25 protein-coding genes are annotated in these 26,682 nt (G+C 54.4%); 22 read left to right on the forward strand and 3 right to left on the reverse strand.

Annotation, left to right across the window (positions count from 1 at the left end; translation table 11 throughout):
- Positions 1-21 precede the first annotated feature (21 nt).
- The 14 genes from AC6I6N_RS02925 to AC6I6N_RS02990 all read left to right on the forward strand — a co-directional run bounded on the left by AC6I6N_RS02925 (position 22) and on the right by AC6I6N_RS02990 (position 14,004).
- On the forward strand, positions 22-291 hold the full coding sequence (locus AC6I6N_RS02925) for an HPr family phosphocarrier protein (protein ID WP_094196578.1): 270 nt from the start codon (positions 22-24) through the stop codon (positions 289-291).
- A 60-nt stretch (positions 292-351) separates the two neighbouring features.
- Positions 352-2,064, forward strand: a complete 1,713-nt coding sequence (ptsP, locus tag AC6I6N_RS02930) for a phosphoenolpyruvate--protein phosphotransferase (protein WP_199827919.1) — start codon at positions 352-354, stop codon at positions 2,062-2,064.
- A 319-nt stretch (positions 2,065-2,383) separates the two neighbouring features.
- Entirely contained in the window at positions 2,384-2,869 is a 486-nt protein-coding gene (locus tag AC6I6N_RS02935) for a hypothetical protein (RefSeq protein WP_094196580.1), read from the forward strand.
- 106 nt (positions 2,870-2,975) lie between these two features.
- Positions 2,976-3,263, forward strand: a complete 288-nt coding sequence (locus AC6I6N_RS02940) for an accessory factor UbiK family protein (protein WP_094196581.1) — start codon at positions 2,976-2,978, stop codon at positions 3,261-3,263.
- 60 nt (positions 3,264-3,323) lie between these two features.
- Positions 3,324-4,511: an MFS transporter gene (locus AC6I6N_RS02945; RefSeq protein ID WP_497943201.1), complete on the forward strand. Its 1,188-nt coding sequence runs from the start codon at positions 3,324-3,326 to the stop codon at positions 4,509-4,511.
- Between the two features lie 131 nt (positions 4,512-4,642).
- The gene (locus AC6I6N_RS02950) at positions 4,643-5,284 is read left to right on the forward strand and encodes a pentapeptide repeat-containing protein (RefSeq protein ID WP_230018281.1); all 642 of its coding nucleotides are present in this window, start codon (positions 4,643-4,645) and stop codon (positions 5,282-5,284) included.
- Between the two features lie 107 nt (positions 5,285-5,391).
- Positions 5,392-6,912 (forward strand): YifB family Mg chelatase-like AAA ATPase, encoded by a 1,521-nt coding sequence (locus AC6I6N_RS02955; protein ID WP_230018279.1) that lies wholly within the window; start codon positions 5,392-5,394, stop codon positions 6,910-6,912.
- Between the two features lie 1,247 nt (positions 6,913-8,159).
- Positions 8,160-8,357: a 50S ribosomal protein L35 gene (rpmI, locus tag AC6I6N_RS02960; protein ID WP_003800367.1), complete on the forward strand. Its 198-nt coding sequence runs from the start codon at positions 8,160-8,162 to the stop codon at positions 8,355-8,357.
- Positions 8,358-8,373: 16 nt separating this feature from the next.
- The gene (gene rplT, locus AC6I6N_RS02965; RefSeq protein WP_009454390.1) at positions 8,374-8,733 is read left to right on the forward strand and encodes a 50S ribosomal protein L20; all 360 of its coding nucleotides are present in this window, start codon (positions 8,374-8,376) and stop codon (positions 8,731-8,733) included.
- Between the two features lie 70 nt (positions 8,734-8,803).
- The gene (gene pheS, locus AC6I6N_RS02970) at positions 8,804-9,826 is read left to right on the forward strand and encodes a phenylalanine--tRNA ligase subunit alpha (RefSeq protein ID WP_094196585.1); all 1,023 of its coding nucleotides are present in this window, start codon (positions 8,804-8,806) and stop codon (positions 9,824-9,826) included.
- A gap of 77 nt (positions 9,827-9,903) precedes the next feature.
- Positions 9,904-12,309: a phenylalanine--tRNA ligase subunit beta gene (pheT, locus tag AC6I6N_RS02975; protein ID WP_108727424.1), complete on the forward strand. Its 2,406-nt coding sequence runs from the start codon at positions 9,904-9,906 to the stop codon at positions 12,307-12,309.
- Positions 12,310-12,318: 9 nt separating this feature from the next.
- Complete coding sequence (locus AC6I6N_RS02980; protein WP_009454385.1) at positions 12,319-12,642, forward strand: integration host factor subunit alpha; 324 nt, start codon at positions 12,319-12,321, stop codon at positions 12,640-12,642.
- Positions 12,643-12,719: 77 nt separating this feature from the next.
- Complete coding sequence (locus AC6I6N_RS02985) at positions 12,720-13,124, forward strand: MerR family transcriptional regulator (RefSeq protein WP_108727425.1); 405 nt, start codon at positions 12,720-12,722, stop codon at positions 13,122-13,124.
- Between the two features lie 67 nt (positions 13,125-13,191).
- Entirely contained in the window at positions 13,192-14,004 is an 813-nt protein-coding gene (locus AC6I6N_RS02990; protein WP_094196588.1) for a ferritin-like domain-containing protein, read from the forward strand.
- Here the strand turns inward: AC6I6N_RS02990 and AC6I6N_RS02995 are convergent.
- Positions 13,979-15,682 carry an anti-sigma factor domain-containing protein gene (locus AC6I6N_RS02995; RefSeq protein WP_230018276.1) on the reverse strand — a complete coding sequence of 568 codons (1,704 nt, stop codon included), beginning with the start codon at positions 15,680-15,682 and terminating at the stop codon, positions 13,979-13,981. The two genes, AC6I6N_RS02990 and AC6I6N_RS02995, sit on opposite strands and share 26 nt — an antisense overlap.
- 486 nt (positions 15,683-16,168) lie before the next feature.
- Between AC6I6N_RS02995 and AC6I6N_RS03000 the strand changes: the two genes are divergently transcribed.
- The 8 genes from AC6I6N_RS03000 to sufT are packed head-to-tail and all read left to right on the forward strand — an operon-like array spanning position 16,169 to position 24,320.
- Positions 16,169-17,950 carry an ABCB family ABC transporter ATP-binding protein/permease gene (locus AC6I6N_RS03000; RefSeq protein ID WP_094198338.1) on the forward strand — a complete coding sequence of 594 codons (1,782 nt, stop codon included), beginning with the start codon at positions 16,169-16,171 and terminating at the stop codon, positions 17,948-17,950.
- A 60-nt stretch (positions 17,951-18,010) separates the two neighbouring features.
- The gene (locus AC6I6N_RS03005; RefSeq protein WP_094196590.1) at positions 18,011-18,505 is read left to right on the forward strand and encodes an SUF system Fe-S cluster assembly regulator; all 495 of its coding nucleotides are present in this window, start codon (positions 18,011-18,013) and stop codon (positions 18,503-18,505) included.
- Positions 18,502-19,950, forward strand: coding sequence for a Fe-S cluster assembly protein SufB (sufB, locus tag AC6I6N_RS03010; RefSeq protein WP_094196591.1), 1,449 nt, complete (start codon positions 18,502-18,504; stop codon positions 19,948-19,950). Before AC6I6N_RS03005 ends, sufB begins: the two co-directional genes overlap by 4 nt.
- A gap of 13 nt (positions 19,951-19,963) precedes the next feature.
- Positions 19,964-20,743: a Fe-S cluster assembly ATPase SufC gene (gene sufC, locus AC6I6N_RS03015; RefSeq protein WP_094196592.1), complete on the forward strand. Its 780-nt coding sequence runs from the start codon at positions 19,964-19,966 to the stop codon at positions 20,741-20,743.
- Positions 20,740-22,047, forward strand: a complete 1,308-nt coding sequence (sufD, locus tag AC6I6N_RS03020; protein WP_264672780.1) for a Fe-S cluster assembly protein SufD — start codon at positions 20,740-20,742, stop codon at positions 22,045-22,047. Before sufC ends, sufD begins: the two co-directional genes overlap by 4 nt.
- Positions 22,044-23,291: a cysteine desulfurase gene (locus tag AC6I6N_RS03025; protein ID WP_094196594.1), complete on the forward strand. Its 1,248-nt coding sequence runs from the start codon at positions 22,044-22,046 to the stop codon at positions 23,289-23,291. The genes sufD and AC6I6N_RS03025 overlap by 4 nt, the downstream gene beginning before the upstream one ends.
- Positions 23,292-23,744 (forward strand): Fe-S cluster assembly sulfur transfer protein SufU, encoded by a 453-nt coding sequence (sufU, locus tag AC6I6N_RS03030; protein ID WP_009454366.1) that lies wholly within the window; start codon positions 23,292-23,294, stop codon positions 23,742-23,744.
- A gap of 15 nt (positions 23,745-23,759) precedes the next feature.
- Positions 23,760-24,320 carry a putative Fe-S cluster assembly protein SufT gene (sufT, locus tag AC6I6N_RS03035; protein ID WP_094196595.1) on the forward strand — a complete coding sequence of 187 codons (561 nt, stop codon included), beginning with the start codon at positions 23,760-23,762 and terminating at the stop codon, positions 24,318-24,320.
- Between the two features lie 15 nt (positions 24,321-24,335).
- Here sufT and AC6I6N_RS03040 read toward each other — a convergent pair whose 3' ends face one another.
- Both AC6I6N_RS03040 and AC6I6N_RS03045 read right to left on the reverse strand, forming a co-directional pair.
- Positions 24,336-25,100, reverse strand: a complete 765-nt coding sequence (locus tag AC6I6N_RS03040; protein ID WP_094196596.1) for a response regulator transcription factor — start codon at positions 25,098-25,100, stop codon at positions 24,336-24,338.
- Between the two features lie 390 nt (positions 25,101-25,490).
- The gene (locus AC6I6N_RS03045; protein ID WP_094196597.1) at positions 25,491-26,600 is read right to left on the reverse strand and encodes a curlin-associated protein; all 1,110 of its coding nucleotides are present in this window, start codon (positions 26,598-26,600) and stop codon (positions 25,491-25,493) included.
- Positions 26,601-26,682 lie beyond the last annotated feature (82 nt).

Below are 26,682 nucleotides of genomic sequence, written 5' to 3' on the forward strand. Positions count from 1 at the left end.
TTTCATTTTTCAGTTGCCCTTATGCCTAGCGTATCCATCACGATTAGTAATAAATTAGGTCTTCATGCTCGGGCAGCAGCCAAGCTTACTCAGTTGGCTGGCCGGTATCGTAGTGAGATTTTTATCGCGCGCGGATCTCAACGCGTGAATGCAAAAAGTATTATGGGTGTCATGATGCTGGCCGCCGGAATGGGGGTCACCGTGGTTATCGACGCTCAGGGCGAGGATGCCGACCAGGCCCTCAATGATATTCAAGCGTTGTTTGATGCCAAGTTTGGTGAAAACGAATAGGGAAGCAATCCATTCATGAATAGTGCAGCAGCTCGTACCCCGGCACCTGATTTGCCTTCGATGTTTACCGCTCAAGGTCAAGCAGTCGGTAAGGGGTACGCCATTGCCAAAGCCGTGGTGATGAGCGCAGCAGCACTGGAAGTTCCTCATTATCGGATTGCAGCCGAAGACGTTGATTCTGAAAGCCAGCGCCTGTTAAGCGCCATGGCCAGTACTCGCGATGAGCTTCGCACCATGGTTGATCAGTTGCCTGTGGATGCCCCGCGCGAGCTGGCTCCCATATTGACTGTGCACAGCCTGCTGCTGGACGATCCCATGTTGACGCAGCAAACCTGCGCCATCATCGCCGAGCGGCACTACAACGCAGAGTGGGCCTTGACTTCGCAAGGTCAGATGTTGGTTGAGCAGTTCTCCCAAATGGAAGACGAATACCTGCGCGAACGTGGTGCTGATGTGCGCCAGGTTATCGAGCGGGTATTACGAGTTCTGGCAGGCAAGCCAGCCTTGTTGCCGGGTTTTTCTGCGGCTCAGGAAGAACCGCTGATTGTGGTCGCTCGAGATATTTCCCCAGCGGATATGCTCCGCTTGCGTGGTGGTCATTTTGCTGGCTTTTTGACCGACTTGGGTGGGCCAACCTCGCATACAGCGATTGTGGCCCGCAGTTTGAGTGTTCCTGCCGTAGTGGGCCTGGGAAGTTTCCGCAGTCTGATTCGCGATGGCGATTATTTGATTGTGGATGGTTTCTCCGGCGCGGTGATAGTGAATCCGTCTGAACCGGTGCTGGCTGAATACCGGGAACGTCAGCAGGCCTATCGTCGTGAACGGGCCGAGCTGGAGGCATTGCTGGATGCGCCTGCGATGACCTTGGATGGCATCCATGTTCGTCTGGAGGCCAATATTGAGCTTCCTGAAGAAGCCGAGCTTGCCTTGAAGGCGGGCGCCGATGGTATTGGCCTGTTTCGCAGCGAGTTTTTGTTTATGGGGCGCGCGGATCTGCCTTCCGAGCAAGAGCAATACGAGGCGTATTCTCGTGTTGTCAAGGCAATGAAAGGCAAGGTCGTCACTATTCGCACACTGGATATTGGTGCTGACAAGACTTTGGATGGTGACGCAACGGTAGCAACCAACCCCGCGCTGGGCTTACGCGCAATTCGCTATTGTCTGGACAAGCCTGAAATGTTTGCCACGCAGCTGCGTGCCTTGCTGCGAGCCAGTCAGTACGGGCAAATCCGTATTCTTATCCCCATGATTTCCTCCATGAACGAGGTCCATGCAAGCCGCCAGGCTATCGAGTCGGCGGCGCGGGAGCTGGAGAAATCCGGCACGCCTTTTGCTCGAAATTATTTATTGGGCGCCATGGTAGAGGTGCCAGCCATCGCTATTGCTATTGAGCCCTTTGTGCAGGAACTGGATTTTCTGTCCATCGGAACGAATGACCTGATTCAATACGTTCTGGCGGTAGACCGGGGAGATGCAGAAGTGGCCAGCCTGTACGACCCCATGCATCCCGCTGTCTTGCGATTGATTGCGCATACCATCAATGCGGCTGACCGAGCAGGTAAACCTGTGGCGATTTGCGGGGAAATGGCAGGGGATGCCTCGGTCACTCGCATGTTGCTGGGGCTGGGCCTAAAAGAATTCTCCATGCATCCGCAGCAATTGCTGGATGTGAAAAAGGAAGTGCGTCTTTCGCATTCCAATGCCTTGCGCGTCAAGGTTGCCAGTGCCTTGAACCGGGCCGAGCGCATCGATTTAGCGACATTAGCCGCCTAAGTGGTTGAAAATAGATCAATTTAATTTGGCAAATATGTAACAAACCCCGGCTGTAACCCGATGAGGGATTCTGTTTGTAACAGGGTCTCGTATCCGGGTTTCAGGCTAGGTACTTGTTGTTAAAGGGTTTGTCACAAACCTTGAGCTATATCGTCAGAATATTTGAAATCAGGATTTACACTAATAGATTGGTCTGTATGCCTGGCACCGATAGAATGGCTCTTAGGGGAGTTGTAACAAACCCAAGGCCGAGCCGGAAGTCGCACCAGGCATCGGCCCATTCTATCTAGCGACCTTGGAATAGTAGAAAGGAAATCTTATGAAACTGACTCGTGCTCATTTTGCTGTCATGGCCGCTGCTGCTTCGATGACTCTTTTGGCTGCGTGTTCCAAAGAGGACGATAAAGCCGCTTCGAGCGCGCCACCGGCTCCTGTCGCTGCGCCACAATCGACGGCGCCTTCCACTGCACCTGCTCCCGAAGCTGACAAATCCATGGAGCAAAAAACGGAAGAGTTGAAGCAGGACGCCGCTAAAGTTGCTGAAGACGTCAAAAAAGAAGCAGAGGAACAGAAAGAAAACGCCAAGGAAAATGCTAACTCCTTGAAGGAAGATGCCAAGGCTGCCGGCGATAAAATCGCTGAAAAAGCAGACGAAGCCAAGGACGCTATGGCTGAAGCTGCCAGCCGTACTGGTGATGCGATTAAAGAAGGCGCAGCCAAAGCTGATAAAGCTATTCAGGACAAACTGGGTAATGGTGTTGACTCTTCACCATCTTCCGTTCCTTCAGAACAAGCCAAACCTTAAGGCTTGAATAATTGGGCAGCTTGTCTGGCCAGATGAAAAAAGCGGGTGCCTTTGGCACCCGCTTTTTCTATACTGCTGATAGTGTCAATATTTTCAGGAGAGGACCATGATTAATCGTAGCGAGTGGCTGGAAGATCTACAAAAAAATGTTTCGGAGCTGATCGCCAAAAGTCCGGCTGCCGATATTGAGCGCAATGTAAAAGCCTTTATGGGACAGGCCTTCAACCGTATGGACTTGGTCACCCGTGAAGAGTTCGATACTTACCAGTTGATGCTGGAGCGTGCGCTGGCTCGTGTGGCTGCTTTGGAAACACGTTTGCAAGCCTTGGAAGGGCGCCAAACTCCTGTTCCTCAGGAAGGTGATGCTCCTGCTCAAGAGGGCAGCCAAGGCTGATAACTTCATTTGAATACTGTTACCAGGCCTGGGGGTAGGGGCAAACATTCGGCCAGCCCCTTGCTTATTGCTGTTTTTCTTGTGTTGACCGGGGTGTGCGCCGCACTGCATGTGTGGAAAGTACCCCCGGCTTTGCCTTTTATGCAGCGGGAGTTGGGCATGGACCTGGTGCAGTCGGGTTTTTTGCTGGCGAGCGTGCAAATGGCCGGCATGTTGCTGGGGCTAGGTATAGGACTGATTTCCGAGAAAATCGGCTTGCGCCGCTGCATTCTGACGGGGCTGGGCATTTTGAGCCTGGCTTCGCTGATTGGTTCTCTGTTTGAGCATAGTTCGCTGGTTTTATTGGGCCGCATGATAGAGGGGTGTGGCTTCTTGATGGTAGTGCTGCCCATTCCTGCCTTGATCAAACGTATTACCGATGCCGCACGTTTGAGCCGGGTCATGGGGTTGTGGGGCTGTTATATGCCTGCCGGAGCAGTCTTGATGCTGTGGGCTGGCGCTGCCTGGTTGGCAGTAGGCTCCTGGCGTACGCTTTGGGTAGTTCTGGGCGTATTGACGGCCATCTTCATGGTTTTGACCTTTCTTCTGGTGCCGCCGGATTCTCAAACTCAAACCAAGCGTGCGACGCAGGATGTATCCGCTTATCACTGGTCGAGCCTGTTGCGCACGACCTTAAGCTCGGGTCGGGTTTGGTTGCTGGCCTTGGCCTTTGGCGTTTACGCGGCACAATGGGCGGCGGTCGTGGGTTTTATGCCCACTATTTATAATCAGGCAGAGATAGCGGTTGGCACGGCTGGTTTGCTGACGGCCTTGATTGCGGCTGGAAATGTGGTGGGCAATCTAGGTGCGGGACGTTGCCTGCATGCGGGTATCCCGCCTCATCGACTGCTGCAAGCCGGCTATCTGGGCATGATTGCGTGTGCAGTTCTTGCCTTCGGACTGACACACAGTTTGGTGGTTCAATTTGTCGCCATTCTGCTGTTTTCGATTGTGGGCGGTTTGATTCCTGCTACCTTGTTTTTTCTGTCGGTTACGGCAGCGCCGTCGCCAGAGACCACCTCAACCTCCGTGGGCTGGGTGCAGCAATGTTCTTCACTGGGGCAGTTTGTAGGGCCACCTGTTGTGGCTTCGGTTGTGCATGCGTTGGGCGGATGGCAGTGGGCTTGGGTGGCGACGGTTAGTTTTGCCGTTTTGGGCTTGATCATTGCCTGGCGCTTGTCACGATTGGTTCTGCCCAATGGCCGTTAAGTTTTGCTCTGATCACAGTCGGATCATTAGAAACAGATAATGAAGGAGCCAGCTCAGCAATGCTGGCTCTGTTTTTTTGAAGGGAAAGCAGCTGCATGCTAGTCAGTAATGTCCAGATTACAAGAGATGAATTGATTGATCTTTCGGCCGCCTCCCATGAGTCTTTAAGCTTTGAAAACTGCACCTTTGATGGCGAGGATCTATCGGGTCTGGAACTGGAGGGCTTGCAGTTTTCCGCTTGCAGTTTTCTGGATACCCGTTTTACACGGGCGCATCTGCAAGACACAGTCTGGCAACGCTGCAAGCTGGGGCAAGTGGATTTCAGTCTGGCTGATTTAAGCTCGGCACGCTTTCGGGTGTGTGATCTGCACTTGAGCAAGTGGGTGCGTGCCCAGATTGCTTCCTTGCAGATCGAGGACTCCAAACTAAGCGGGGCCATCTTCAACGAAACCCGTGGTCTGGATTTGAGTCTGCGTGAATGCAAGCTGGTCGGTGCCACCTTGCGTGCGATTAACTTCCGTAAACAAAATCTGGTGCAACTGGATTTCTCCGATGCCGACTTGGGCGGCTGCGATTTTCAGGATGCGGTATTTGAAGGCGGCAGCTTGAGGGGCGCCAGCTTGCGAGGTGCAAACTTTAAAGGGGCGGACTTGCGTAGCGTAGAGTTGGGTAGCATTACGTGGTACGACTTGAGTAACGCTTTCCAAGGCGCCTGCTTGTCCGTCGAACAGGCTGTGCAGTTAGTCAGCTCCATGGGGGTGCAGGTTCAGTAAGAGCGGCATGCCGTACAAGTACGCAGTGATGTTTTAAGGCAGGTATCTGGAGCTTCTCTTTCCTGGCAGGCAGACTGACTATTTGCCTTGGAAAGGGAGAAGGGCATATGTCCTTGGCCGTGCTGAATAGTTGTGCCTTGTCGGGCCTGGATTTCATCGATGTACGCGTTGAGGCGCATGTGGCGCCGGGTTTGCCCGCTTTCCATATTGTGGGTTTGCCCGATGCCGGTATTCGCGAAAGTCGCGAGCGCATACGAGCGGCCTTGCACGCCAGTGGTTTTGACTTTCCCGCCGCCCGGTTGACGATCAATCTGGCTCCTGCGGATCTGCCCAAAGATTCGGGACGCTTTGATTTGCCCGTGGCTTTGGCGATTTTATTAGCCAGCGGCCAGCTTAGTCGTCCGGATGATAAAGAGCGCGAGCAGGCAATTACCGGTTTGGATCGTTATGTGATGGCTGGGGAGCTGTCGTTAACCGGCGCTGTGGTCCCTGTTCAAAGCGCCTTGACGATAGCTTTGGGCATGGCGCGTCGGCATTCGGGACTTTGTCTGTTGCTGCCCGCGCAAAGTGCTGGAATTGCTGCATATGTGCCGGATTTACAGGTGCGTGGTGTGGCCAGTTTGGCTGAGGCTGCGGCCTATCTACGTGGCGATACCGAGCTGGAACAGACGGTAGCTCAGCCTTGGCCGGAACAGAATACGGATCAACAGTTTTGTTTATCGGACGTGCTGGGACAGTCTTTGGCTTGTCGTGCGTTGGAGGTGGCCGCGGCGGGTGGGCATAGCCTTCTGCTAAACGGCTCACCGGGAGTGGGTAAGACGATGTTGGCCCAACGATTGCCCGGCCTATTGCCGGATTTGGATCGATACGCACAACTGGAAGTGGCCGCCTTGTATTCCTTTGTGCAAGAACAGGATTTTTTTAGCAGGCGTCCCCCATTTCGCGCCCCCCATCACAGCGTTTCCACTCCCGCCTTGATTGGCGGTGGTAGCCGGCCCAGGCCAGGAGAGGTGTCCTTGGCTCATCACGGCGTGCTGTTTCTTGATGAGCTGCCTGAGTTCAGTCGACGTTCTCTGGAGGCCTTGCGCGAGCCCTTGGAGCAAGGTTGTGTGCGTATCTCTCGTGCGCAGAAGCAGGCTGTCTTTCCGGCTCAATTTCAATTTGTGGCTGCTATGAACCCGTGTCCTTGTGGATGGGCGGCGAGTCAACATCGGGCTTGTCGCTGCTCTTTGGCTCAGCGAGAACTCTACAGGCAACGTTTGTCTGGACCCATGCTGGACAGAATTGACCTGTTGGTGACGATGAGTGAGTCTGATCCGGAACGTGATCAGGCCGCACAGTCATCCAGTCACGTACGAAAGCGGGTGCAAGAAGCCCTGGATAGGCAACTTGCTCGCCAGGGAAGCAGTAACGCCCATTTATCGGTTGCCAATCTCAGAGAGTATGCGGTTTTGTCTGAGGATGCGGTGCACTTATTGCTTAGCGCACGTAAACGTTGGCATTGGTCGGAAAGAGTGCAGGGGAGAGTGCTGCGTGTGGCGCGAACGATTGCAGATTTGGCAGGGATGGATCAAATTGTCCGTCACCATATTGCAGAGGCTTTGCAATTTCGTCCTGATTTGCCGTAACTCACACAGGCCCACAAGGGCGGATCAGCCGCTTGAAAGAGGAGGTAACGTTTAAGGCATATGGTCTTTGCACTTCGCTCAGGCTCAGGTCCAAAGCGCCTAGGGTTTTAGATTTGCAAGTTATGGATAAAGCCGTGCGCTGCGCCAGAGGACAAGGAAGAGGCTGTCGCGGAATTTTTCGCTACCAGCAAGATATTAGTATGAGTGTTTTCCTCACCTGGTTTATCGCTGGCGTTTTTTCGGGCTTTTTCTTAATTCGATTCAAGGGTGTGAGATTTTAAATAAAATACGTGGGCACCATCGATACCCTCTTTGAGGGTGAGTATCTTTTCAAATAGAGCGTTGCTGATTTCCAGCTTGGTTTGGAGGTAAATCAGACCGCTGACAAAGTAAGCATCGCAGCCTAGAGCGACGACGGCACCATCTGCATTGTCGTCGCTTGTTGTTCTAGGCAGGGCTGCGCGGGTACGGGGGCTTGGGAGTGTTCAGCGCGTCAATCCATGTCACTACTTCTTTGTGATCAGTAAGTGGGTTTATGGTGCCACTCCGTATGCAAGACAGCAGGGCTTGCTGCTGCGTCAAAAGTCTTTTTTTATTTTTTATCTGAAAAATCGCTTTTATAGAAAAACTTCACTTCTTGCGTGTATTCCTATTTATTTTGTTTTATTTTATATTTCTATTTTTTTTCTTAATTGAATTTATTGTATTGGTTTTTCAAAAAAACATAATCGAATATATGAGTAATCAGGAGGCGGTGTGATTGTGTTTTGGAATCTTCCCTATGGTCTTATTTGAGTTTTTTTTCTGCCTTTTTCATGCCCCGAATACCCGGCTTTTAATCTCTATCTGATGATGTTTTGTATTTAATTGATTTGTTGCCTGTGCGCTATTTTTTCGTGTTTAAAGATGGTTTGGGGTGATGGGTGTTCCGAAAATAAGTGACAGGCACAGTCTATGAACGAGGTCGTCCCACACGATCGCCCGGATGCTGTGTGGTACCGCGCCCTAAGAAGATACACTGCTCCTTGCTTTCCTTGATGGTCAGATAGCAAGGGCTCTACTATAAAAAATCCCCCTGATATCTGGACAATTTCCCAAGAATCACTCTATAATCAAGGGCTTTTCCCCTGTTTGGATCTGTTTCTGGCAGCGGGCAAAGAAAAAAATAAGTGCCTGTTGTGGGTCATACAAGTGTCAGCCAGCTTCCTAGGCGACCACCCGCAGACACAAATTAGTCGAGTAATTTCATGCCTAAAATGAAAACCAAAAAAAGCGCTTCCAAGCGCTTTGTGGTTCGTGGTAGCGGTTCCATCAAGCGGGGCCAAGCGTTCAAGCGTCACATTCTGACCAAGAAGACGACCAAGAACAAACGTCAGTTGCGCGGTGCCGTCGAGGTTCATAAAGCCGACGTCGCTTCCGTAAAAGCAATGATGCCTTTCGCTTAATTAGGGGGAATCACACATGTCACGAGTAAAACGCGGTGTTAACGCACGCGCACGCCACAAAAAAGTAATTGCCCAGGCCAAAGGTTTTCGCGGCCGTCGCGGTAATGTATTCCGTATAGCCAAACAGGCTGTCATGAAGGCAGGTCAGTACGCCTACCGTGACCGCCGTAACAAGAAACGCGTATTCCGCTCGCTGTGGATTACTCGTATCAATGCAGCTTGCCGCGAACTGGACATGAGCTACAGCCAGTTTATCGCCGGCCTGAACAAAGCCTCTATCGCTTTGGACCGTAAGGTTCTGGCTGACTTGGCTGTTAAAGACAAGGCAGGTTTTGCTGCTGTTGTTGCACAGGCTAAGAACGCTCTGGCTGCTTAAGCGGTATCTGACTGTATAGTTCACAAACGGGGCCTTTGGGGCTCCGTTTGTTTTTGGAAAGTAACACGCCATGACTTCCTCTCACGACGATCTGATTGCCCAGGCTCGGGCCTTATTTGAGCAGTCTCAGGACGCCGCCTCGCTGGAAAACGCCAAAGCTCGGTTTTTGGGCAAACAAGGTGCCATCACTGCCTTGATGAAAGGCCTTGCCCAGATGGAGCCGGAGCAGAAAAAAGCAGCAGGTGCCAGCATCAACGTGCTCAAGCGCGAAATTGAAGGTTTGCTGAACGATCGTCGTGCTGCCTTGGCGGCAGAACAATTGAACCAGCGACTGGCTCAAGAACAAATTGATGTGACTTTGCCTGGCCGGGGCCGTGGTACCGGTGGTATCCATCCGGTGATCCAGACCTGGCAGCGTGTCGAAGCCATTTTCCGCTCTATCGGTTTTGATGTGGCTGACGGCCCCGAGATCGAGAATGACTGGACAAACTTTACCGCTCTGAACAATCCAGAGAATCACCCGGCCCGCTCGATGCAGGACACGTTCTATATCGATATGAACGACGAGCAAGGTTTGCCTTATTTGCTGCGTACACACACCAGCCCCATGCAGGTGCGCTATGCCCGCATGAATCAGGCGCCAATTAAAGTGATTGCTCCCGGCCGCACCTATCGAGTCGATAGTGATGCCACTCACTCGCCCATGTTCCATCAGGTGGAAGGGCTGTGGATTGCCGAGGATATTTCCTTTGCCGATCTTAAAGGCGTTTACACGAATTTTCTGCGTGCTTTCTTTGAAAGCGATGATCTGGTCGTGCGTTTTCGACCTTCTTTCTTCCCCTTTACCGAGCCATCTGCCGAGATTGACATGATGTTCTCCTCCGGCCCCAACAAGGGCCGTTGGCTGGAAATCTCCGGTTCCGGGCAGGTTCACCCGCAAGTGGTGCGCAATTTCGGTTTGGACCCAGAGCGTTACATCGGTTTCGCCTTTGGTTCCGGACTGGAGCGCCTGACTATGTTGCGCTATGGTGTTAACGATTTGCGCCAGTTCTTTGAAGGCGATCTGCGCTTTCTGAAGCAGTTCAATCGTTGATTCCTACTTCGCGCCGCTGGGCCTCTTAGGCCCGGTCGGTTCCGGTATACGCCGTTTTACGTCTCCATCTTTGCATCATGTTATTTTCCGAATCGTGGCTGCGCCGCTTTGTGAATCCCAAACTGGGAACTGAAGAACTGGGTCATCAACTGACGATGGCTGGTCTGGAGGTTGAAGAAATTCAAGCCGCCGCGCCAGCGTTCGAGAATGTTGTCGTTGGCTTTATTGCCGAGATTGCCCCTCATCCTGACGCTGACCGCCTGCGCGTCTGCCAGGTCGATGACGGCTCGGGCAAGCTGCTGCAGATTGTGTGCGGTGCGCCCAATGCGGCTCAAGGCATCAAGATTCCAGTGGCCCGTGTGGGTGCGGAACTGCCCGGTGGCATGAAAATTGGCCCGGTCAAAATGCGTGGCGTGGAATCCGCCGGCATGTTGTGCTCGGGTCGCGAGCTGGGTCTGTCGCAAGATCACGATGGTTTGCTGGTACTGGATGCAGACGCACCCGTGGGCCAGAGCCTGCGCGAACTGCTGGATCTGGACGACCAGATTATCGAATTGAAATTGACGCCTAACCGTGCAGACTGTCTGTCCGTGCTGGGCGTGGCGCGTGAAGTGGCCGCTCTGACGGGCGAACCACTGGCACTGCCCGACTTCACACCTGTTCCTGTCACGATTGAAGATCGCGTTTCCGTTACCGTGAAAGACGCCGATCTGTGTGGCCGTTTTGCCGGCCGTGTGATTCGTGGCGTCAATGCGCGCGCCCAAACCCCGGACTGGATGAAAACCCGTCTGGAGCGTAGTGGCCAGCGTTCGATCTCCGCGTTGGTGGACATCTCCAATTACGTCATGCTGGAACTGGGCCGTCCTACGCACGTGTTCGATTTGCAGCATGTACAAGCCGGTCTGGAAGTGCGTTGGGCACGTAAAGGCGAACAGTTGGAGCTGTTGAGCGGTTTGAACGTCGAGCTGGATACCGATGTTGGCGTGATCGCGGTTAACGATGTCCCGCAAAGTATGGCCGGTATCATGGGGGGCGAGCAAAGTGCTGTCACGCTGGATACCACTGACGTGTATCTGGAAGGCGCTTTCTGGTGGCCAGAAGCCATCATGGGCCGTGCTCGTCGCTACAAGTTTTCTTCCGATGCCAGCCACCGCTTCGAGCGTGGTGTGGACTTCGACTCCATTACTCAGCATCTGGAGCGCACCACAGCGCTGATCCTGGAAATCTGTGGTGGCCAGGCCGGTCCTATGGATGATCAGGTTGTAGCCTTGCCCGAGCGCAAGCCCGTTGCCATGCGTCTGGATCGCTGCCGCCGTGTTCTGGGTATTCCTCTGGAACAAAAGCAGGTTGAGAGCATCTTCACCTTGCTGGGCCTGGAGTTCTCGGTGGCTGACGGTGTCTTTACGGTCAACCCTCCCAGCTTCCGTTTCGACTTGACGATCGAAGAGGACCTGATCGAGGAAGTCGCCCGTATTTACGGTTTTGAAAATATTCCTGATCTGCCTCCAGTTGCTGCCGCGCAAATGCGTGTGCCGGCTGAGTCCTTGCGTGGCCCGCACGCCTTGCGCGCTGTGCTGGCTGCTCAGGACTACCAGGAAGTCATCAACTTCTCTTTTGTGCAAGAGTCCTGGGAAAAAGACATTAACGGGCAGGCTGATCCTATCCGTTTGCTGAACCCCATTGCCAGCCAATTGGCGGTGATGCGTACCAGCCTGATTCCTGGGCTGCTGGCCAATATCGAACGCAATGCCAACCGTCGTCAGTCGCGTGTGCGTGTGTTCGAGTTCGGCCGCGTTTTCATGCGCGATGCTTCCCAGGAAAATGGTCCTTTGACCGTGGCCGGTATCCATCAGCCCAATCGCATTGCGGCCGCTGCCTGGGGCCCTGTCGTGACCGAGCAGTGGGGCCAGCCTGATCGTCCGGTTGACTTCTTTGACGTTAAGCGCGATCTGGAAACCTTATTGGGCCAACGTGCCGCTCAAGTCCGTTTCGAGCCTGAAGCTCACCCCGCCTTGCATCCAGGCCGTAGCGCCAGTGTGAAGCTGGATGGTAAAACCATAGGCTGGATTGGTGAAATCCATCCCCAATGGTTAAATGAATTTGGCCTGAGCCAGGCTCCCGTGGTCTTTGAGGTGGATGTCGATGCCATCTCTCACGACGAAGTGGTGCATGCCAAGGAAGTATCCAAGCAGCCCGTGGTGCAACGAGATCTGGCGGTTTGGCTGGATAAAGACGTATCCTATCAAGCTGTGCTGGATACGTTGAACCAGGTGCGCAGCACGGCAGCGGCCGCCGCCATCGTCAAGGACATTCAATTGTTTGACGTCTGGCGCGACAAGAACGATGCATCGGAAAAGAGTCTGGCGATTCGCTTCTGGTTGCAAGACAGCGCAAGCACGCTGGATGATGAACGTGTCGAGCAATGCCTGGAGGTATTGTTGACGGCACTGGTATCCGTGCATGGCGCTCGGGCAAGGGCATAAGGAGACACAATGAACGTAGAGCGTACTTTGACCAAGGCGGATTTGGCCGAACTCTTGTTTGAGCGCGTTGGCTTGAATAAACGTGAAGCCAAAGATATTGTGGATACTTTCTTTGCCGAGATTCGCGACTCTTTGGCCGACGGTGTGGAGGTCAAGCTGTCCGGTTTTGGTAATTTCCAGGTGCGGGACAAACCCCCGCGTCCTGGCCGTAACCCCAAGACTGGCGAAGTGATCCCTATCTCGGCCCGCCGAGTGGTGACTTTCCATGCCAGTCAGAAGCTCAAAAGTGTAGTCGAAGGGGCGCCCGTGGCACCCGAGGATGACCAGGACTGAGCCCTGGTACGTTTGCGTACAGTTTTGCCTGACTGAACGTGTAAAATCATTCCTATTGTCGATCAGCATCAGTGGCCATGAGCACAAACGAAAAGACGGCGACCTTGCCACCTATCCCTGCCAAGCGTTATTTCACAATCGGTGAAGTCAGTGAGCTTTGCTTGGTCAAGCCCCATGTCCTGCGTTATTGGGAGCAGGAATTTACGCAGTTAAAGCCCGTCAAGCGACGCGGTAACCGACGCTATTACCAGCACCACGAGGTGCTGCTGATACGCCGGATTCGCGGCTTGTTGTACGACGAAGGCTTTACGATCAGCGGGGCGCGCAATCGCTTGGGCGATGGCCCAGATATGCCTTTTGATCAGGAAGCGGCTGTGCGACTGACTGGCCAGGAGATGCAGGCTTTGCGCACTAATCTTGGCCAGATCCAGACAATGTTGGATCAAGCCTTGGCAATGACGGATCCGGGCTCGGCCCAGTAATTCGGAATTGCTCAGCAGGAAAGAAGGTCGGCCTTGGAGCCGGCCTTTTTCATGGAAGGAACACGCAGTGAACTTACGTAGTCAGGCTTTAAAGGCTTTGTTAGTGCAAGATCCAGTTGGCAAGTTGGCAGCGGTAAGGGCAATTGCTCATGGTTTGCCCGTAGGGGCAGACGAACATCTGGACGAGCCGGCAGGTGTGCCAGGACGGCCCCAGGGTTTGTGTTTTGTCAGCCCTCAACAGGTTCCCAAGCGTTCCGTGCGGACTGTTCAGGGTCGCGCTGCCTTATTGCATTCTCTGGCTCATATTGAGTTCAATGCCATCAATCTGGCTCTGGACGTGTTGTGGCGTTATCCAGGTTTGCCGGACTCGTTTTATGCGGGCTGGTTGCAGGTGGCGGTGGAGGAGGCGTTGCATTTTGAGCTGCTAAGCAATCATCTTCAAACACTCGGTGTCTGCTATGGGGACTTGCCCGTCCATGACGGGCTGTGGGAGATGGCTGAGCGAACACGCTTTGATCTGTTGGCGCGTTTGGCCTTAGTGCCGCGCACCCTGGAAGCGCGGGGGCTGGATGCTTGCCCCCTGGTGCATCGTAAGTTACTGGATGCCGGAGATGAAAAAGCGGCTGCGATTATCGCCCTCATTTTGCGTGATGAGGTTGGGCATGTCGCGTTGGGCAATTACTGGTATCGCAAAGTCTGCCAAGAGCAAGGTTTACCTGACTTTGATACCTATGGTCAGTTGGCACAGCGCTATCGCGCGCCACGTTTGCGCGGTCCCTTTAATCGCCAAGCCCGCCTGGAGGCGGGCTTCACGGTCGAGGAAATCGACGAGCTGGAACGGCTGGATGCTGCTTTTAAGAGCGGGTTGCCGACGAGTTAGCTTCCGTATTGGCCTGGGGCAGATTATCCAGCTGTCCAAAGCTGACGATGCGGCCAATATACAGAACGGGGCCTTCTGGTGCACCGCTATTGGAGCCGCCTTTTGCCTCCAGCGTCATTTCAAAAATCTGCTCGTCTTCTACGGTGCCAATCAAAGCAGCGGGTACCGTGATGGGGCGATTGGGATCAATCAAGCCCAAAGAACGGATTTGCGTGCCACGCGGCGTGTGTGTCCACAGTTGTACCGACTGCGTGGCGTTGACTTCGGTGTTGACCTTGGGCACTAGCAAGACATTGCCTTGTGGATCCACCGTAGCAATCCAGGCCGGGGTCGAGGATTGGCCGGGGGCCTGCAAAATGGCAGCTTGACGCGGCTTCATCTCAATAACGTTGATGGGGGGCTCGGAGTTCAGGTTCATGAGCAAGGCAATGACCAGGCCCAGAATCACGATAGCCGCCAAGCCACCTAGCAAAATTGGCATGGGCATGGCAAAGCCAAGGGACTTGCGTTCGCCTTCAACGGGTTCGGGTCTGCGTTTCTGCTCTATCGCCACAGATTCAGGTTCGCTTTTCGCAGACTTTTTCTTCTCTGCCACTGGGGGCGCACCTGTCGGCGCTGGATCGGGTGCGGCAGTAGCGGCTTTTGTGGCTGGGTCAGAGTCGGCGCGTAGCAAGGTGGGGAAGGGCGGCGTGTGATCGTCTGCCTTGCTGCTCGGGTTAGTGTTGTTGTCTGACCAGCGAGGTTCAGTGCGAGTGGCAGTTTGCGTTTGAGCCGCGCTGGTCTTTATGCCGGGTTCCTGACGTTCCGACTTGATGGCTGGAGTGCTTGCACTGGCGTTGTTGGCGCTGTCAGGCTTGGATGACTCGTCAGCGCCAGTGGCTGTGTTGCCAGCCTGGTGACGTGCAGCAGGTGGTGGCAAGCCCAAGGTGTGGTGGATATGGGCCAGGCTAGTGGGCGCGGGCAATGTTGGGGGCAGGCAGTCCACCAGTTCCAGCCAGGCATGTTCCCAAGCCAATGCCAGACGCGCGGCCTGATCATTTTGCTGCATCAGGCTATGGGCTTGAACCAGCTCATGTTGGCTGAGCAGACCCAGGGTGTACTCGCCAATCATCACGGCGTGACGTGGGTCGTTGATATTGCCTTCATTGATCAGGGGAGTGAGCTGCTGCAAGCCATGTTGGACCACCGCGCGTAATTGGGCGGGAGAGCGGTTCAGTTGAGGGCCCAGTTGTTCGTAACTGTTGCCGTGCAGGTAAGCATGGATCATGGCACGTTGACTGGTGCCATCGAGCTTGCCCAAGGCAGGGATAAAACGTTGTCCAGCTTGTGGCTTGATGGCGGGCAGGGCGTAATGGTTGTCGCCGCTTTGCGTGCGTTGACGCAGTCGAGCCAGCAGCCTGAAGCGCAGAATGCTGTAAATCCAGGCGCGTCCTTCGCCCAGGTCTGGGTCATAGCCGGCGGCATTCTTCCACAACAAGACAAAGCTATCGCGCAGAACTTCTTCGGCATCAATACGGCGGCCCAATACGGCCTGGCCTAAGGCCAGCATCAAGGGCGCTTCCTGGCTGTACAGCACATCCAGCGCCTGGCTGTCTTGTGCGGCTAGCTGATCCAGGGAAGAAGAATACGAAAAAGAAGAAGACGGCATGGATGGGTTTTGCACGGTAAAGGGATTCAAGAGCCATATGTCCGCTATCAGACGCTGTTTTTGTTTTGTTTGCGCCTGTTTCAGACAAGCAGGTATTGTATGCCTTTCGCTGAGGGCTTGAAGGTAACAAAGTGCTGGATTGCCAGCATTTTCTTTGCAGTGGCAGGACGTGAATTTCCCCATCTGCAGCACTGGAGGCTTGATGGCTGACGCCTTTGCTGCCGCTACTGTGGTGTGCAGACCAATAATCAGCCCAACAAGCACGCCGACGGCAGGGTCTTGGCAGGGGTGGCGAGTGTAAAAGGCTATACTGCTTGGCTAGGTGCTGCCTGGTTGTTGTTGGTGATTAGTCAGGTAGCGGGCCTCTTTTCTGTATTCGTATCAAGGGCATAGCAGGAGCCTGCCTGCCAGTGGAAAGTATCGTTTGCTTGTCCCGCCTTGATTTCAGCGTTGTGCTGTAACTTATTTTTAAGCTGTCTGCGGTTCTTCGGCCTTGTGCTGGTGGACTCGGGCCTGTTGCGTGTGCCTCCTCGTCCTGAAGTGCTTGATGGTGTCTCCGGTGGTCTGAGCACCCTGAAATCCTTATTTCCTTACGTTTGGCGATTCAAGACTCGTGTGGTCTTGGCCTTGTCCTGTTTGCTGCTGGCGAAAGTCGCTACAGTGATGATGCCGATTTACCTAAAGCGGGTGATCGATGCCTTGAGTCTACCTGCGACCGCGCTGATGCTGCCGGTAGCCGCGTTGTTGGGATATGGTGCTGTGCGTCTGGCCTCCAGCGCTTTGGGTGAAATACGGGATGCCTTGTTTGCGCGAGTCACGCAAGGTTCGGTGCGCCTGATTGCGAACCACGTTTTTCGCCATTTGCTCGATCTGTCCTTGCGCTTTCATACCGAACGTCAAACGGGTGGTTTGAGCCGGGACATTGAACGGGGCACCAAAGGCGTCAGCTTTTTGCTGAATTTCCTGGTCTTCAATATTTTGCCGACCTTACTGGAAATTGCTCTGGTCTGTGGGATCTTGCTTTGGCGTTACGACTGGGTCTTTGCGGCGGTGACCCTGGGGACGATTGCTGCCTATATTGTGTTTACCTTGCTGGTGACAGAGCGGCGCATGCGTTATCGGCGCGCCATGAATGACTTGGATAGTCGTGCCAATTCGCGCGCAATTGACGCCTTGCTCAATTATGAGACAGTCAAATACTTCGGTAACGAGGACTACGAGATCAATCGCTACGACCAGAATATGGGCCAGTGGGTTCATGCTGCCGTGCGCAATCAGGTATCGCTGAATCTGCTCAATATCGGTCAGGCCTCGATTATCAGTGTTGGGGTGACAGCCTTGCTGTTCATGTCGGCGCAAGGTGTGCTGGCCGGAACCATGACGGTCGGTGACGTTGTGCTGGTGTCCGCCTTCCTGACTCAGCTTTATGCGCCTTTGAACTTTCTGGGCTTTGTTTACCGCGAGATCAAGAATTCCCTGGCCGATATGGAGCGCCTGTTCTCCTTGCTGCGTCGCAAGCAGGAAGTGAAAGATGCGCCGAATGCTCAGGTCTTGTCCTGTGAGCAGGCGGGCGTGCGTTTTGAGAACGTCAGCTTCGCCTATGACAGCCGCCGCAAGGTCATCCAGAACCTGAGTTTCGAGATCCCCGCAGGCAAGACCGTTGCGGTAGTTGGGTCTTCGGGCGCCGGTAAGTCCACTTTGTCGCGCTTGCTGTTCCGTTTCTACGATGTGACGGAAGGCCGAATCCTGTTTAATGGTCGTGAGCTGCATGAGTGGACGCAGGACAGCTTGCGTCGTCATATCGGTATCGTTCCCCAGGACACAGTCCTGTTCAACGATACGATTTTGCACAATATTGCTTATGGCCGTCCTGACGCCAGCACAGAGCAAATCGTGGCCGCGGCCCGCGCCGCCAGTATCCACGACTTCATCGAAAGCCTGCCCGATGGTTATGACACGGTTGTGGGCGAACGTGGCTTGAAGTTGTCCGGGGGCGAAAAACAGCGGGTGGCCATTGCTCGCACCTTGCTGAAGAATCCGCCGGTGCTGATTCTGGATGAGGCCACCAGTGCGCTGGATACCCGCACGGAACGGGCGATTCAGGCGGAGTTGAACGAGATTGCACGCGAGCGCACGACCTTGATCATTGCCCACCGTCTGTCCACGATTACAGACGCGGATTTGATTCTGGTTCTGGAGCGTGGGCAGATCGTGGAGCAGGGCACACACAGCGAACTTTTAGCCCTGGATGGCACCTATGCCCGTATGTGGAATATCCAGCAAAGTCTGCAGGGATAATTTGACCATATAGTACCAAAGCAGTACTATATAGTTCTACGACCTGTTCAGAGAGAAGGAATGCTGCGAATCAGTAAAATCATTGATTACGGCACTTTAGTGCTGACACACATGGCTGGCGATCCAGACCGTGTGTTCAGTGCGTCTGACTTGGCCGCCATCCTGGGTTTGGGCCAACCAACTGTCAGCAAGGTGCTTAAACTGCTGGGCCAGCACGAGCTGGTGATCAGTAGCCGAGGCGCACGCGGAGGGTATGTATTGGGCCGCCCCGCCAAACAGATAAGTGTAGCGCAGATTATTGATGCACTGGAAGATCAACCCTTTGGCTTGACTGAATGTGTTGCCACTCCTGGAGCCTGTTCCGTGGAGTCAGATTGCCATATACGCAGTAATTGGCAGCGTATCAACGATATTGTCCGTCGCACCTTGGAAGAGGTCAGTGTTGCAGACATGATACGTGTGCCCGTTAATGAATTTCCCCTGACACACAAGCCGGGTCCCGAATTGAAAAACAGAAACAAGGCGAGCACCTCCAACGTGGAGTTAACCGAATGAGTACCGTCAACGAACATCTGGACACCTTCCTCGATCGTGATTACGAGGCAGGCTTTGTCACCGACATCGAGTCTGAAACCATACCGAAAGGTCTGAACGAAGACGTCATCCGTTTCCTGTCCGCGAAAAAACGCGAGCCGGAGTTCATGCTGGAATGGCGCCTGGCTGCCTACCGCCAGTGGCTGACCATGAAATACCCCAAGTGGTCGATTGTGGAATATCCACCGATCGATTTTCAGGACATCAGCTATTACTCCGCGCCCAAGAGCAAGGCCGACGGCCCCAAGAGCCTGGACGAGGTGGATCCTGAGTTGTTGCGCACCTATGAAAAACTGGGTGTGCCTTTGCACGAACGCGCTCGTCTGGCCGGTGTGGCCGTGGACGCCGTGTTTGATTCCGTCTCGGTTGCCACCACTTTCCGTAAAGAGCTGGAAGAAGTCGGTGTGATCTTCTGTTCCTTTTCCGAAGCCGTGCGTGAGTACCCGGAGTTGGTACAGAAATACCTGGGTACGGTAGTCCCTCCTAGCGATAACTTCTACGCCGCTCTGAACTCGGCGGTGTTTTCCGATGGTTCCTTTGTGTACATCCCCAAAGGCGTACGTTGCCCCATGGAGCTGTCCACCTACTTCCGTATCAATGCGCGCGATACCGGTCAGTTCGAGCGCACCCTGATCATCGCGGAAGAGGGGGCTTCGGTCAGCTATCTGGAAGGCTGTACGGCGCCGATGCGTGATGAAAACCAATTGCACGCAGCGGTCGTGGAGCTGGTCGCCTTGGACGACGCCAAGATCAAGTACTCCACCGTACAAAACTGGTACCCCGGTGATAAGGACGGCGTAGGCGGTATTTATAACTTCGTCACCAAGCGTGGCGAATGCCGTGGTGCACGCTCGCACATCTCCTGGACGCAGGTTGAAACCGGCTCGGCCATTACCTGGAAATACCCCAGCGTGGTCTTGCGTGGTGATGACTCTCAAGGCGAGTTTTATTCGGTCGCCCTGAGCAACCATCGCCAACAAGCCGATACTGGCACCAAGATGATTCATATGGGTCGCAATACCCGTAGCACGATTATCTCCAAGGGGATTTCGGCGGGCCAAGGTATCAATACCTATCGCGGCCTGGTTCGTATTACTCCCAAGGCAGAAAACGCCCGCAATTACACCCAGTGTGATTCGCTGCTGATTGGCAAGCGCTGTGCTGCACATACCTTCCCAACCATGGAAGTGCAGAACCCCAGCGCCAGTGTGGAACACGAAGCAACGGCTTCGCGCATTGGCGAGGACCAGCTCTTTTATGCCATGCAGCGCGGCCTGACTGCCGAAGACGCCGTCTCCATGATCGTGAACGGCTTTTGTAAAGAAGTGATTAAAGAATTGCCCATGGAGTTTGCGGTCGAAGCACAGAATTTGCTCGGCGTCAGCTTGGAAGGCAGTGTAGGTTAAGGAGAATAGTGAAATGCTGACGATTAAAGATTTGCGCGCTTCGGTTGAAGATAAACCTATCCTTAAAGGTCTGAATCTTCAGATCAATCCCGGCGAAGTCCACGCCATCATGGGCCCGAACGGCTCGGGCAAGAGCACCTTGTCCCAGGTGCTGGCTGGCCGTGAAGACTACACCGTTGAAGGCGGTTCGGTAGATTGGCTGGGTCAAGACCTGCTGGAAATGAAGATCGAAGACCGTGCCCGTTCCGGCCTGTTCCTGGCATTCCAGTACCCCATTGAAATTCCCGGTGTCTCCAACGCCTATTTCCTGCGTGCTTCCGTGAACGCCGTGCGCCGTCATCAGGGCTTGCCTGAGCTGGACGCCATGGACTTCCTCAAGCGCGTTAAAGAGGAAATGAAGATTGTTGGGATGCGTGAAGAGTTTCTGTACCGCTCCGTGAACGAGGGTTTCTCCGGCGGTGAAAAGAAACGCAACGAAGTTTTGCAAATGAGCCTGCTCGAACCCAAGCTGGCCATTCTGGACGAAACCGACTCCGGTCTGGATATTGACGCTTTGCGTGTGGTCGCTGATGGCGTGAACCGTCTGCGTTCCCCCGAGCGCTCCTTGCTGGTGATCACTCACTACCAACGTCTGCTGGACTACATCGTGCCTGACTTTGTGCACGTGTTGGCGGGCGGTCAGATTATCCGTTCCGGTGGCCGTGAATTGGCTTTGGAGCTGGAAGAACGTGGCTACGGTTGGGTGCTGGAACAAGCCGCCGCCGAACAAAAAGCCAAGGGAGCTGCGGTATGAGTCTGCCAGATTGGGTCAACAGCTTTGCCGCTCAGGCTGCACAAGCACCTGGGGCCGGTCTGCCATGGCTAAGCGCTATGCGTCAGCGCGCTCTGGATCGTTTTGCACAAGAAGGCTGGCCAACCACGCGTATTGAAGCCTGGCATCACACCTCTTTGGCTTTGCTGGAACAACAACGCTTTGCGCCTCAGAAATCGGCTTCGGCTGCTGAGAGGGTGGCCGCAGTGCGCCAGAACGAAGACGGGTATTTCCTGGTCTTTGTGGATGGTCATTACGACGCGTCCTTGTCGCACCTGAGTCAATTGCCTGCGGGCGTGCGCTTGTCGTCGCTCAGCGCCTGTCTGCAACAAGAGGCGGACTGGCTGGAGCAAGCTTACGGGGATGAATCCCGGGGGGCTTCCACTGCTGCCTTGAACCTGGCCTTGGCCCAGGACGGTGCTGCGCTGCATGTGGCTGCTGGTCAACATCTGGAGCAGCCTGTCCATTTGGTGTTTGTACGCACGCAAGGGGGCAGCGCCAGTTTCACGCGTAACCTGATTTCCTTGGAATCCGGTGCCAGTGCAACCGTCGTGGAGCACTATCTGGGTGAGGAAGGGACTGACGCTTCCCTGAGCAGCGTGGTGACTCGTCTGAACGTGTCCCCCGATGCCAACCTGACGCACATGAAGTTGCAGCAGGAAGCCCCGCAGGACTTCCATCTGGCCGCTATTGATGTTCAGCAAGGCCGTGGTTCGGTATTTAACTCGCATTCCCTGTCGTTTGGTGCTCGTATTGCCCGTAACGATATTGCTACCGTGTTCAATGGTGAGCGCTGCGAAACCTTGTTCAATGGTTTGTACTATGTAGACGGTCGCCGTCATGTAGATCACAACACCATCATTGACCATGCCCAGCCTAACTGCCAAAGCCGTGAGTTCTACCGCGGTATTCTGGCCGACACCGCTCGCGGCGTATTTAGTGGTCGCATTCTGGTTGGCAAGGGCGCTGACGGTACGGATTCGGTGCAACGCTCGGACAGTTTGCTCTTGTCCAAGATGGCACGTGCGGACTCCCGCCCCGAGCTGGAAATCTATGCGGATGACGTCAAGTGCGCACATGGTGCCACGGTGGGTCAACTGGATGCGGACAGCCTGTTTTACCTGCGTTCGCGCGGTATGACGATGGAAGATGCTCGCAATATGCTGATCTACGCGTTTGCGGCCCAGTCTTTGGAGCGTATCGCTTCCGAGAGTCTGCGTAGCCGTGCCACGGTTGGTATCAATGCTTTGTTGCCCGGCGGTCTTGCCCTTGGAGAGCTTGCATGAATGCGCCTATGCCCGTAACTGCTGCTGGTTTGCTGAATCACCGCGAGGATTTCCCTATCCTGGCCCGCCCCATCCGGGGCCAACGCCTGTCCTATCTGGATAACGGGGCGACGACGCAAAAGCCGCGCTCGGTCATTGAAGCCGAGGCGCGATTCTATGAGCAGTCCAATGCCAACATCCACCGTGGTGTGCATTGGCTATCTCAGCATGCTACTGAGCTGTACGATCAGGCCAGAAGCACAGTGCGGGCATTTCTGAATGCCGCGCGCGACGAAGAAATTGTGTTTACGCGTGGCACCACAGAATCCATCAATCTGGTGGCGTATAGCTGGGGCATGGACAACCTGAAAGCAGGCGATGAAATCTTGCTGACAGGCTTGGAGCATCACTCCAATATCGTGCCTTGGCAATTGGTTGCACAACGTACCGGTGCCATCATTCGCGTGGTGCCCGTGCTGGACAATGGCGAGCTGGATCAGGAAGCGTTCAAGCAATTGCTCAATGAAAAAACCCGCTTGTTGGCCGTGGGGCATGTGTCCAATGCCTTGGGTACGATCAATCCCATCGCTGACATGACCCGTCAGGCGCATGCCGTCGGTGCCAAGGTACTGGTGGATGGTGCTCAATCCGTTCCCCACGGTGTGGTGGACGTGCAGGCTCTGGATGCTGACTTCTACACGTTCTCGGCACACAAACTGTACGGCCCCACGGGTATGGGCGCTTTGTACGTACGCTACGAGATTCTGGACAGCATGTCACCTTGGATGGGTGGCGGAGACATGATCACCACCGTCAGTTTCGAGCAAAGCAATTACGCGCCGGTTCCACAGCGCTTTGAGGCAGGTACACCCAATATCGCGGGCGCCATCACTATGGCAGCTGCCATGGATTATTTGATGGGTATAGGTATGCAGCGTATTGCCGACCACGAGGCGCTATTGCTGGAGTATGCGACCGACGCTTTGTTGGCCATGCCGGGTATCCGTATTGTCGGTACGGCCGCACACAAGGCAGGCATTGTGTCCTTCTTGGTCGATGGCATTCACCCACACGATCTGGGCACCATCCTGGACATGGACGGCGTTGCCGTGCGTGCTGGTCATCACTGTGCCATGCCCTTGATGACACGTTTTGGCATTCCGGGCACGGCCCGTGCCTCCTTTGCCTTGTATAACGATTACGCAGACATTGATGCTTTGCTGGCTAGCCTGCGCAAAGCTCAGAAACTATTTGGAGTTGGCTAAATGAGCCAGGATTTCAACGGGCTGCGCGAGCTCTATCAAGAGGTCATTTTTGACCATAATCGCAGCCCGCGTAACTTTGAAGTAATAGAAAACGCCAGCCATTTTGCCAATGGCCACAATCCTTTGTGCGGGGATCAACTGGCTGTTTACGCGGTCGTGGAAGACGGCATTGTGCAGAAAGTCAGCTTTGTGGGGCATGGCTGCGCTATTTCCAAAGCCTCGGCATCCTTGATGACCGAAGCGGTGAAGGGCCTGAGTCTGGCCGAGTTTGAGTCTCTCTTTCAAGATATGCACGCCATGCTGACAGAGGCCCATCCCGATCGAGATCTGGGCAAGTTGGAAGTGTTGTCGGGTGTGCGTGAATTCCCCGCACGGGTTAAATGTGCCACTTTGGCCTGGCATACCCTGCATAACGCCATCAATCAGGCCAAAGAAACCGCGCAAACCGAATAAAGGCGCAAGCAAGTCATGAGCTACTTTGAACGACATGATGTGCTGGTCAGCCGGGACTGTCCGGCTGTCAGTATCCCTTACGGTGCTCCCGTTACGATCGAGGCGGGTTGTACAGCAACGATTACCCAGAAGCTGGGTGGCAGCTATACCGTGATGGTAGAGGGCAACCTTTACCGGATTGAAGGTGTCGATGCCGATGCGCTGGGCTTCGAGTCTCAGGATAAACCCGAGGTTTTTGTACCCGAGCTGCCTCTGAGCGAAAAAACCATTGAAGACGCTGCCTGGATTGTGCTTGCCAGCGTGTACGATCCGGAAATCCCGGTCGATATCGTTAATCTGGGTCTGGTGTACGCCTGTCATGTAAACCAGACTGGGCCGGAAACGTTCTCCATCACTATGGACATGACGCTGACGGCTCCGGGTTGCGGTATGGGCACCATGATTGCGGACGAAGCCCGCTACAAGCTGGAGACCATCCAGGGCGTAGAGAAAGCGGTGGTGGAGCTGGTTTGGGATCCTCCTTGGAGCCGGGAACGTATGAGTGAATCAGCCCGCTTGCAATTAGGGATGCTGTAGTAGAAAAGCCTGCGGTTAGCAGGCTTTTTCGATGTGGGTGTTGGGCATCCCTAGCCTGGCTCCTTTGGAGACCGCGTGATAGACGGCCTCGTTGCGGTTGTGTACGTTCATCCGCATATACAGGGTTTCAGCATGCGCTTTGGCTGTAGCCGATGAAATATTCAACTGCCGGGCCACGCCCTTGATGGTCATGCCGCGTGCCAATAGCACCAGCACTTCATACTGGCGCGGCGTCAGGCCCAGCAGCCGTGCTTCGTCAAGATGGTTTGTTTCAGGATCGGCGGGTGGCCAGCGTATGGGCTCGTAGGATGTAATCAGCTTGTCGGGATGGGCTTGGAACGGCGATGGACTCGATGGCGGGGTTACAGGCGTGGCCATTGCCGTCGTTTGATGCTGGGGCGCAGGCGATGGAAAACAGGAGCCGCCGGCCAACACCAGATTGATCGAAGCCGCCATTAATTCCGGTGTGGCGGTCTTGAGCAAATGTCCCATAACGCCGGCAGGCATGTCTTGAAGCGCAGGCAAGGCGTAGTGGGACTCGGCTATCAGGAGTACGGCGCTGGGTTGCAGGCTGCGGTGCGCATCAGCCAGCAGCTTCAAACAGGCCTTGGCCGATGGCACCGACAATAGCAGCAGCTCACAACATCGTGTCTGCAGACCGGTTTCCATTGATTCGTAGTCCATGCTGAGCAGTTCCGCGCTGGGCAGGGTGTCTGCCAGCAGCCGTACGATACCCAACCTGAATAAGGTGTGTGGCTCCACGATGATAATTGTTGTCATTTTATGTCTCCCTCGCTGCGTCATAGGCTCTATGTCATTACGTTGAATAAGCCTTTTGTTGGTTGGATTGCATGTGTCATTGTCTTTGGTAGTTATGGGTATTTTCTTTTCTTGTTTCCTGTTGGCAGCCTAATTATCAGGTGGCTAGCCGCATTCAGAACTGACGAATTATGTGAAATTGTTAATCATTGTTGGTTTCCGTTAAATTTTGATGTTTTAAACGTCATGCTGTGCCGAAAAGCTCGGATTAGGTATCTAGAAAGCCTTATAAACTCGGGTTACTCCTATGCTCCATAATCCCTAAACCGCTTACATATCAATAGCTTGGGTGTTGTCAGCGGCGCCTACTATATAACATATTGCCGCTGACATTTGGCTTACATTAGCCGGTTAGTGCTGGTTGACATACGCATTGTTGAAGTTGCCCGTCTGGGTGACGGTGCTGTTGTGGCTCAGGCCGCTTTGCACCACTTGAGCGCGGTTGCCCCAACCGTTCTGCATTACCGACGAGTCCAGGTTGAAACCGACCTGGGTAACCACGGCCTTGTTATAGCCGCCGCCCTGGCTGATGTAGGAATCGTTGCCGATGCCTGCTTGGGAGTTGTAGGCGTCATTACCCAAACCACTTTGGATGATGTTGCTATCGTTGCTGTAGCCGGTCTGTTCAGTAACGGCTTTGTTATGCGAGCCGATCTGAACAATACTGGCGTGCAGGCGATCCGAATTGCCCCACCACGTGCCGGTTTGGCTGATAGTGGCATCATTTTTGTGGCCACCGCCCTGGACGATGGAGGCGTTCGAGTTGGAGACATTCCACTGATCGATCACGCCTTTGTCGTACTTGCCGCTGTCGGTGATGCTGGCGGTCGAGCTCATGCTTTTGTATTGATTGATGTACGCATCTCCCTTGTACCCCGACTGGGTAATGAAGGCGTTGACATGGCTGCTGTTGTCTTGCTCGATGACCGAGTCGTTACGCGCGCCGCTGTCGTTGATGACAGCCAGTGCGTCACGGGTTCGGTATTGATTGACATAGGCATCGCCCATTTGTCCCGTTTGGTTTACCCAGGCCTGGTCACCGGTGCTGCGGACTTGTTCCACAACCGCCTTGTTGTCCGAGCGTAATTGCTTGATGCCGATTTGCGAACCGTTGGCCTGCCATTGGCTGGCAAAGGCGTCGTTGCGGTTGCGTGACTGGGTGATGGTGATCGTGGAGTTGCCGCCGCTGCGGCTTTGTTCCACCACGGCCTTGTTGTCGTTGCCGTTGATGACCTTCACGGTGGTGCGAACCGTACCGTTATCCCATTGGTTGATGTAATCGTCGTTGCGGTCTCCATTCACGTCGATGGTCGCGTTGGCGTTGGCGTTGTGGTTTTGAAGAACGACGCCTTTGTTGAAATTGCCGGTCTGCGTCACGGTGGCGTTGTCAGCCAGCGCCAGTGTGGGCAGGGCCAGCGCGGTGCCCAGGGCAATAGCTAATGTGGACAGTTTGCCGTTCATATACTTCTCCTCAGTGCATGTTGAAGACCGTTGTTAGGAAAGAGAGCGGTGGCCGGTCTTCTCGGAACCACCGCGCTGTCTG

Source organism: Alcaligenes sp. LTN-3 (genome assembly GCF_059735605.1).

Bases quoted from the DNA above. Each gene is read 5' to 3' on its own strand.
- ptsP (WP_199827919.1), top strand. From the start codon at position 352: ATGTTTACCGCTCAAGGTCAAGCAGTCGGTAAGGGGTACGCCATTGCC.
- AC6I6N_RS02935 (WP_094196580.1), top strand. From the start codon at position 2,384: ATGAAACTGACTCGTGCTCATTTTGCTGTCATGGCCGCTGCTGCTTCG.
- AC6I6N_RS02985 (WP_108727425.1), top strand. From the start codon at position 12,720: ATGAGCACAAACGAAAAGACGGCGACCTTGCCACCTATCCCTGCCAAG.
- AC6I6N_RS03005 (WP_094196590.1), top strand. From the start codon at position 18,011: ATGCTGCGAATCAGTAAAATCATTGATTACGGCACTTTAGTGCTGACA.
- AC6I6N_RS02955 (WP_230018279.1), top strand. From the start codon at position 5,392: ATGTCCTTGGCCGTGCTGAATAGTTGTGCCTTGTCGGGCCTGGATTTC.
- rplT (WP_009454390.1), top strand. From the start codon at position 8,374: ATGTCACGAGTAAAACGCGGTGTTAACGCACGCGCACGCCACAAAAAA.
- pheS (WP_094196585.1), top strand. From the start codon at position 8,804: ATGACTTCCTCTCACGACGATCTGATTGCCCAGGCTCGGGCCTTATTT.
- AC6I6N_RS02925 (WP_094196578.1), top strand. From the start codon at position 22: ATGCCTAGCGTATCCATCACGATTAGTAATAAATTAGGTCTTCATGCT.
- AC6I6N_RS02940 (WP_094196581.1), top strand. From the start codon at position 2,976: ATGATTAATCGTAGCGAGTGGCTGGAAGATCTACAAAAAAATGTTTCG.
- sufD (WP_264672780.1), top strand. From the start codon at position 20,740: ATGAGTCTGCCAGATTGGGTCAACAGCTTTGCCGCTCAGGCTGCACAA.
- sufT (WP_094196595.1), top strand. From the start codon at position 23,760: ATGAGCTACTTTGAACGACATGATGTGCTGGTCAGCCGGGACTGTCCG.
- AC6I6N_RS03045 (WP_094196597.1), bottom strand. From the start codon at position 26,600: ATGAACGGCAAACTGTCCACATTAGCTATTGCCCTGGGCACCGCGCTG.
- rpmI (WP_003800367.1), top strand. From the start codon at position 8,160: ATGCCTAAAATGAAAACCAAAAAAAGCGCTTCCAAGCGCTTTGTGGTT.
- pheT (WP_108727424.1), top strand. From the start codon at position 9,904: ATGTTATTTTCCGAATCGTGGCTGCGCCGCTTTGTGAATCCCAAACTG.
- AC6I6N_RS03040 (WP_094196596.1), bottom strand. From the start codon at position 25,100: ATGACAACAATTATCATCGTGGAGCCACACACCTTATTCAGGTTGGGT.
- AC6I6N_RS02980 (WP_009454385.1), top strand. From the start codon at position 12,319: ATGAACGTAGAGCGTACTTTGACCAAGGCGGATTTGGCCGAACTCTTG.
- sufU (WP_009454366.1), top strand. From the start codon at position 23,292: ATGAGCCAGGATTTCAACGGGCTGCGCGAGCTCTATCAAGAGGTCATT.
- AC6I6N_RS03025 (WP_094196594.1), top strand. From the start codon at position 22,044: ATGAATGCGCCTATGCCCGTAACTGCTGCTGGTTTGCTGAATCACCGC.
- sufC (WP_094196592.1), top strand. From the start codon at position 19,964: ATGCTGACGATTAAAGATTTGCGCGCTTCGGTTGAAGATAAACCTATC.
- sufB (WP_094196591.1), top strand. From the start codon at position 18,502: ATGAGTACCGTCAACGAACATCTGGACACCTTCCTCGATCGTGATTAC.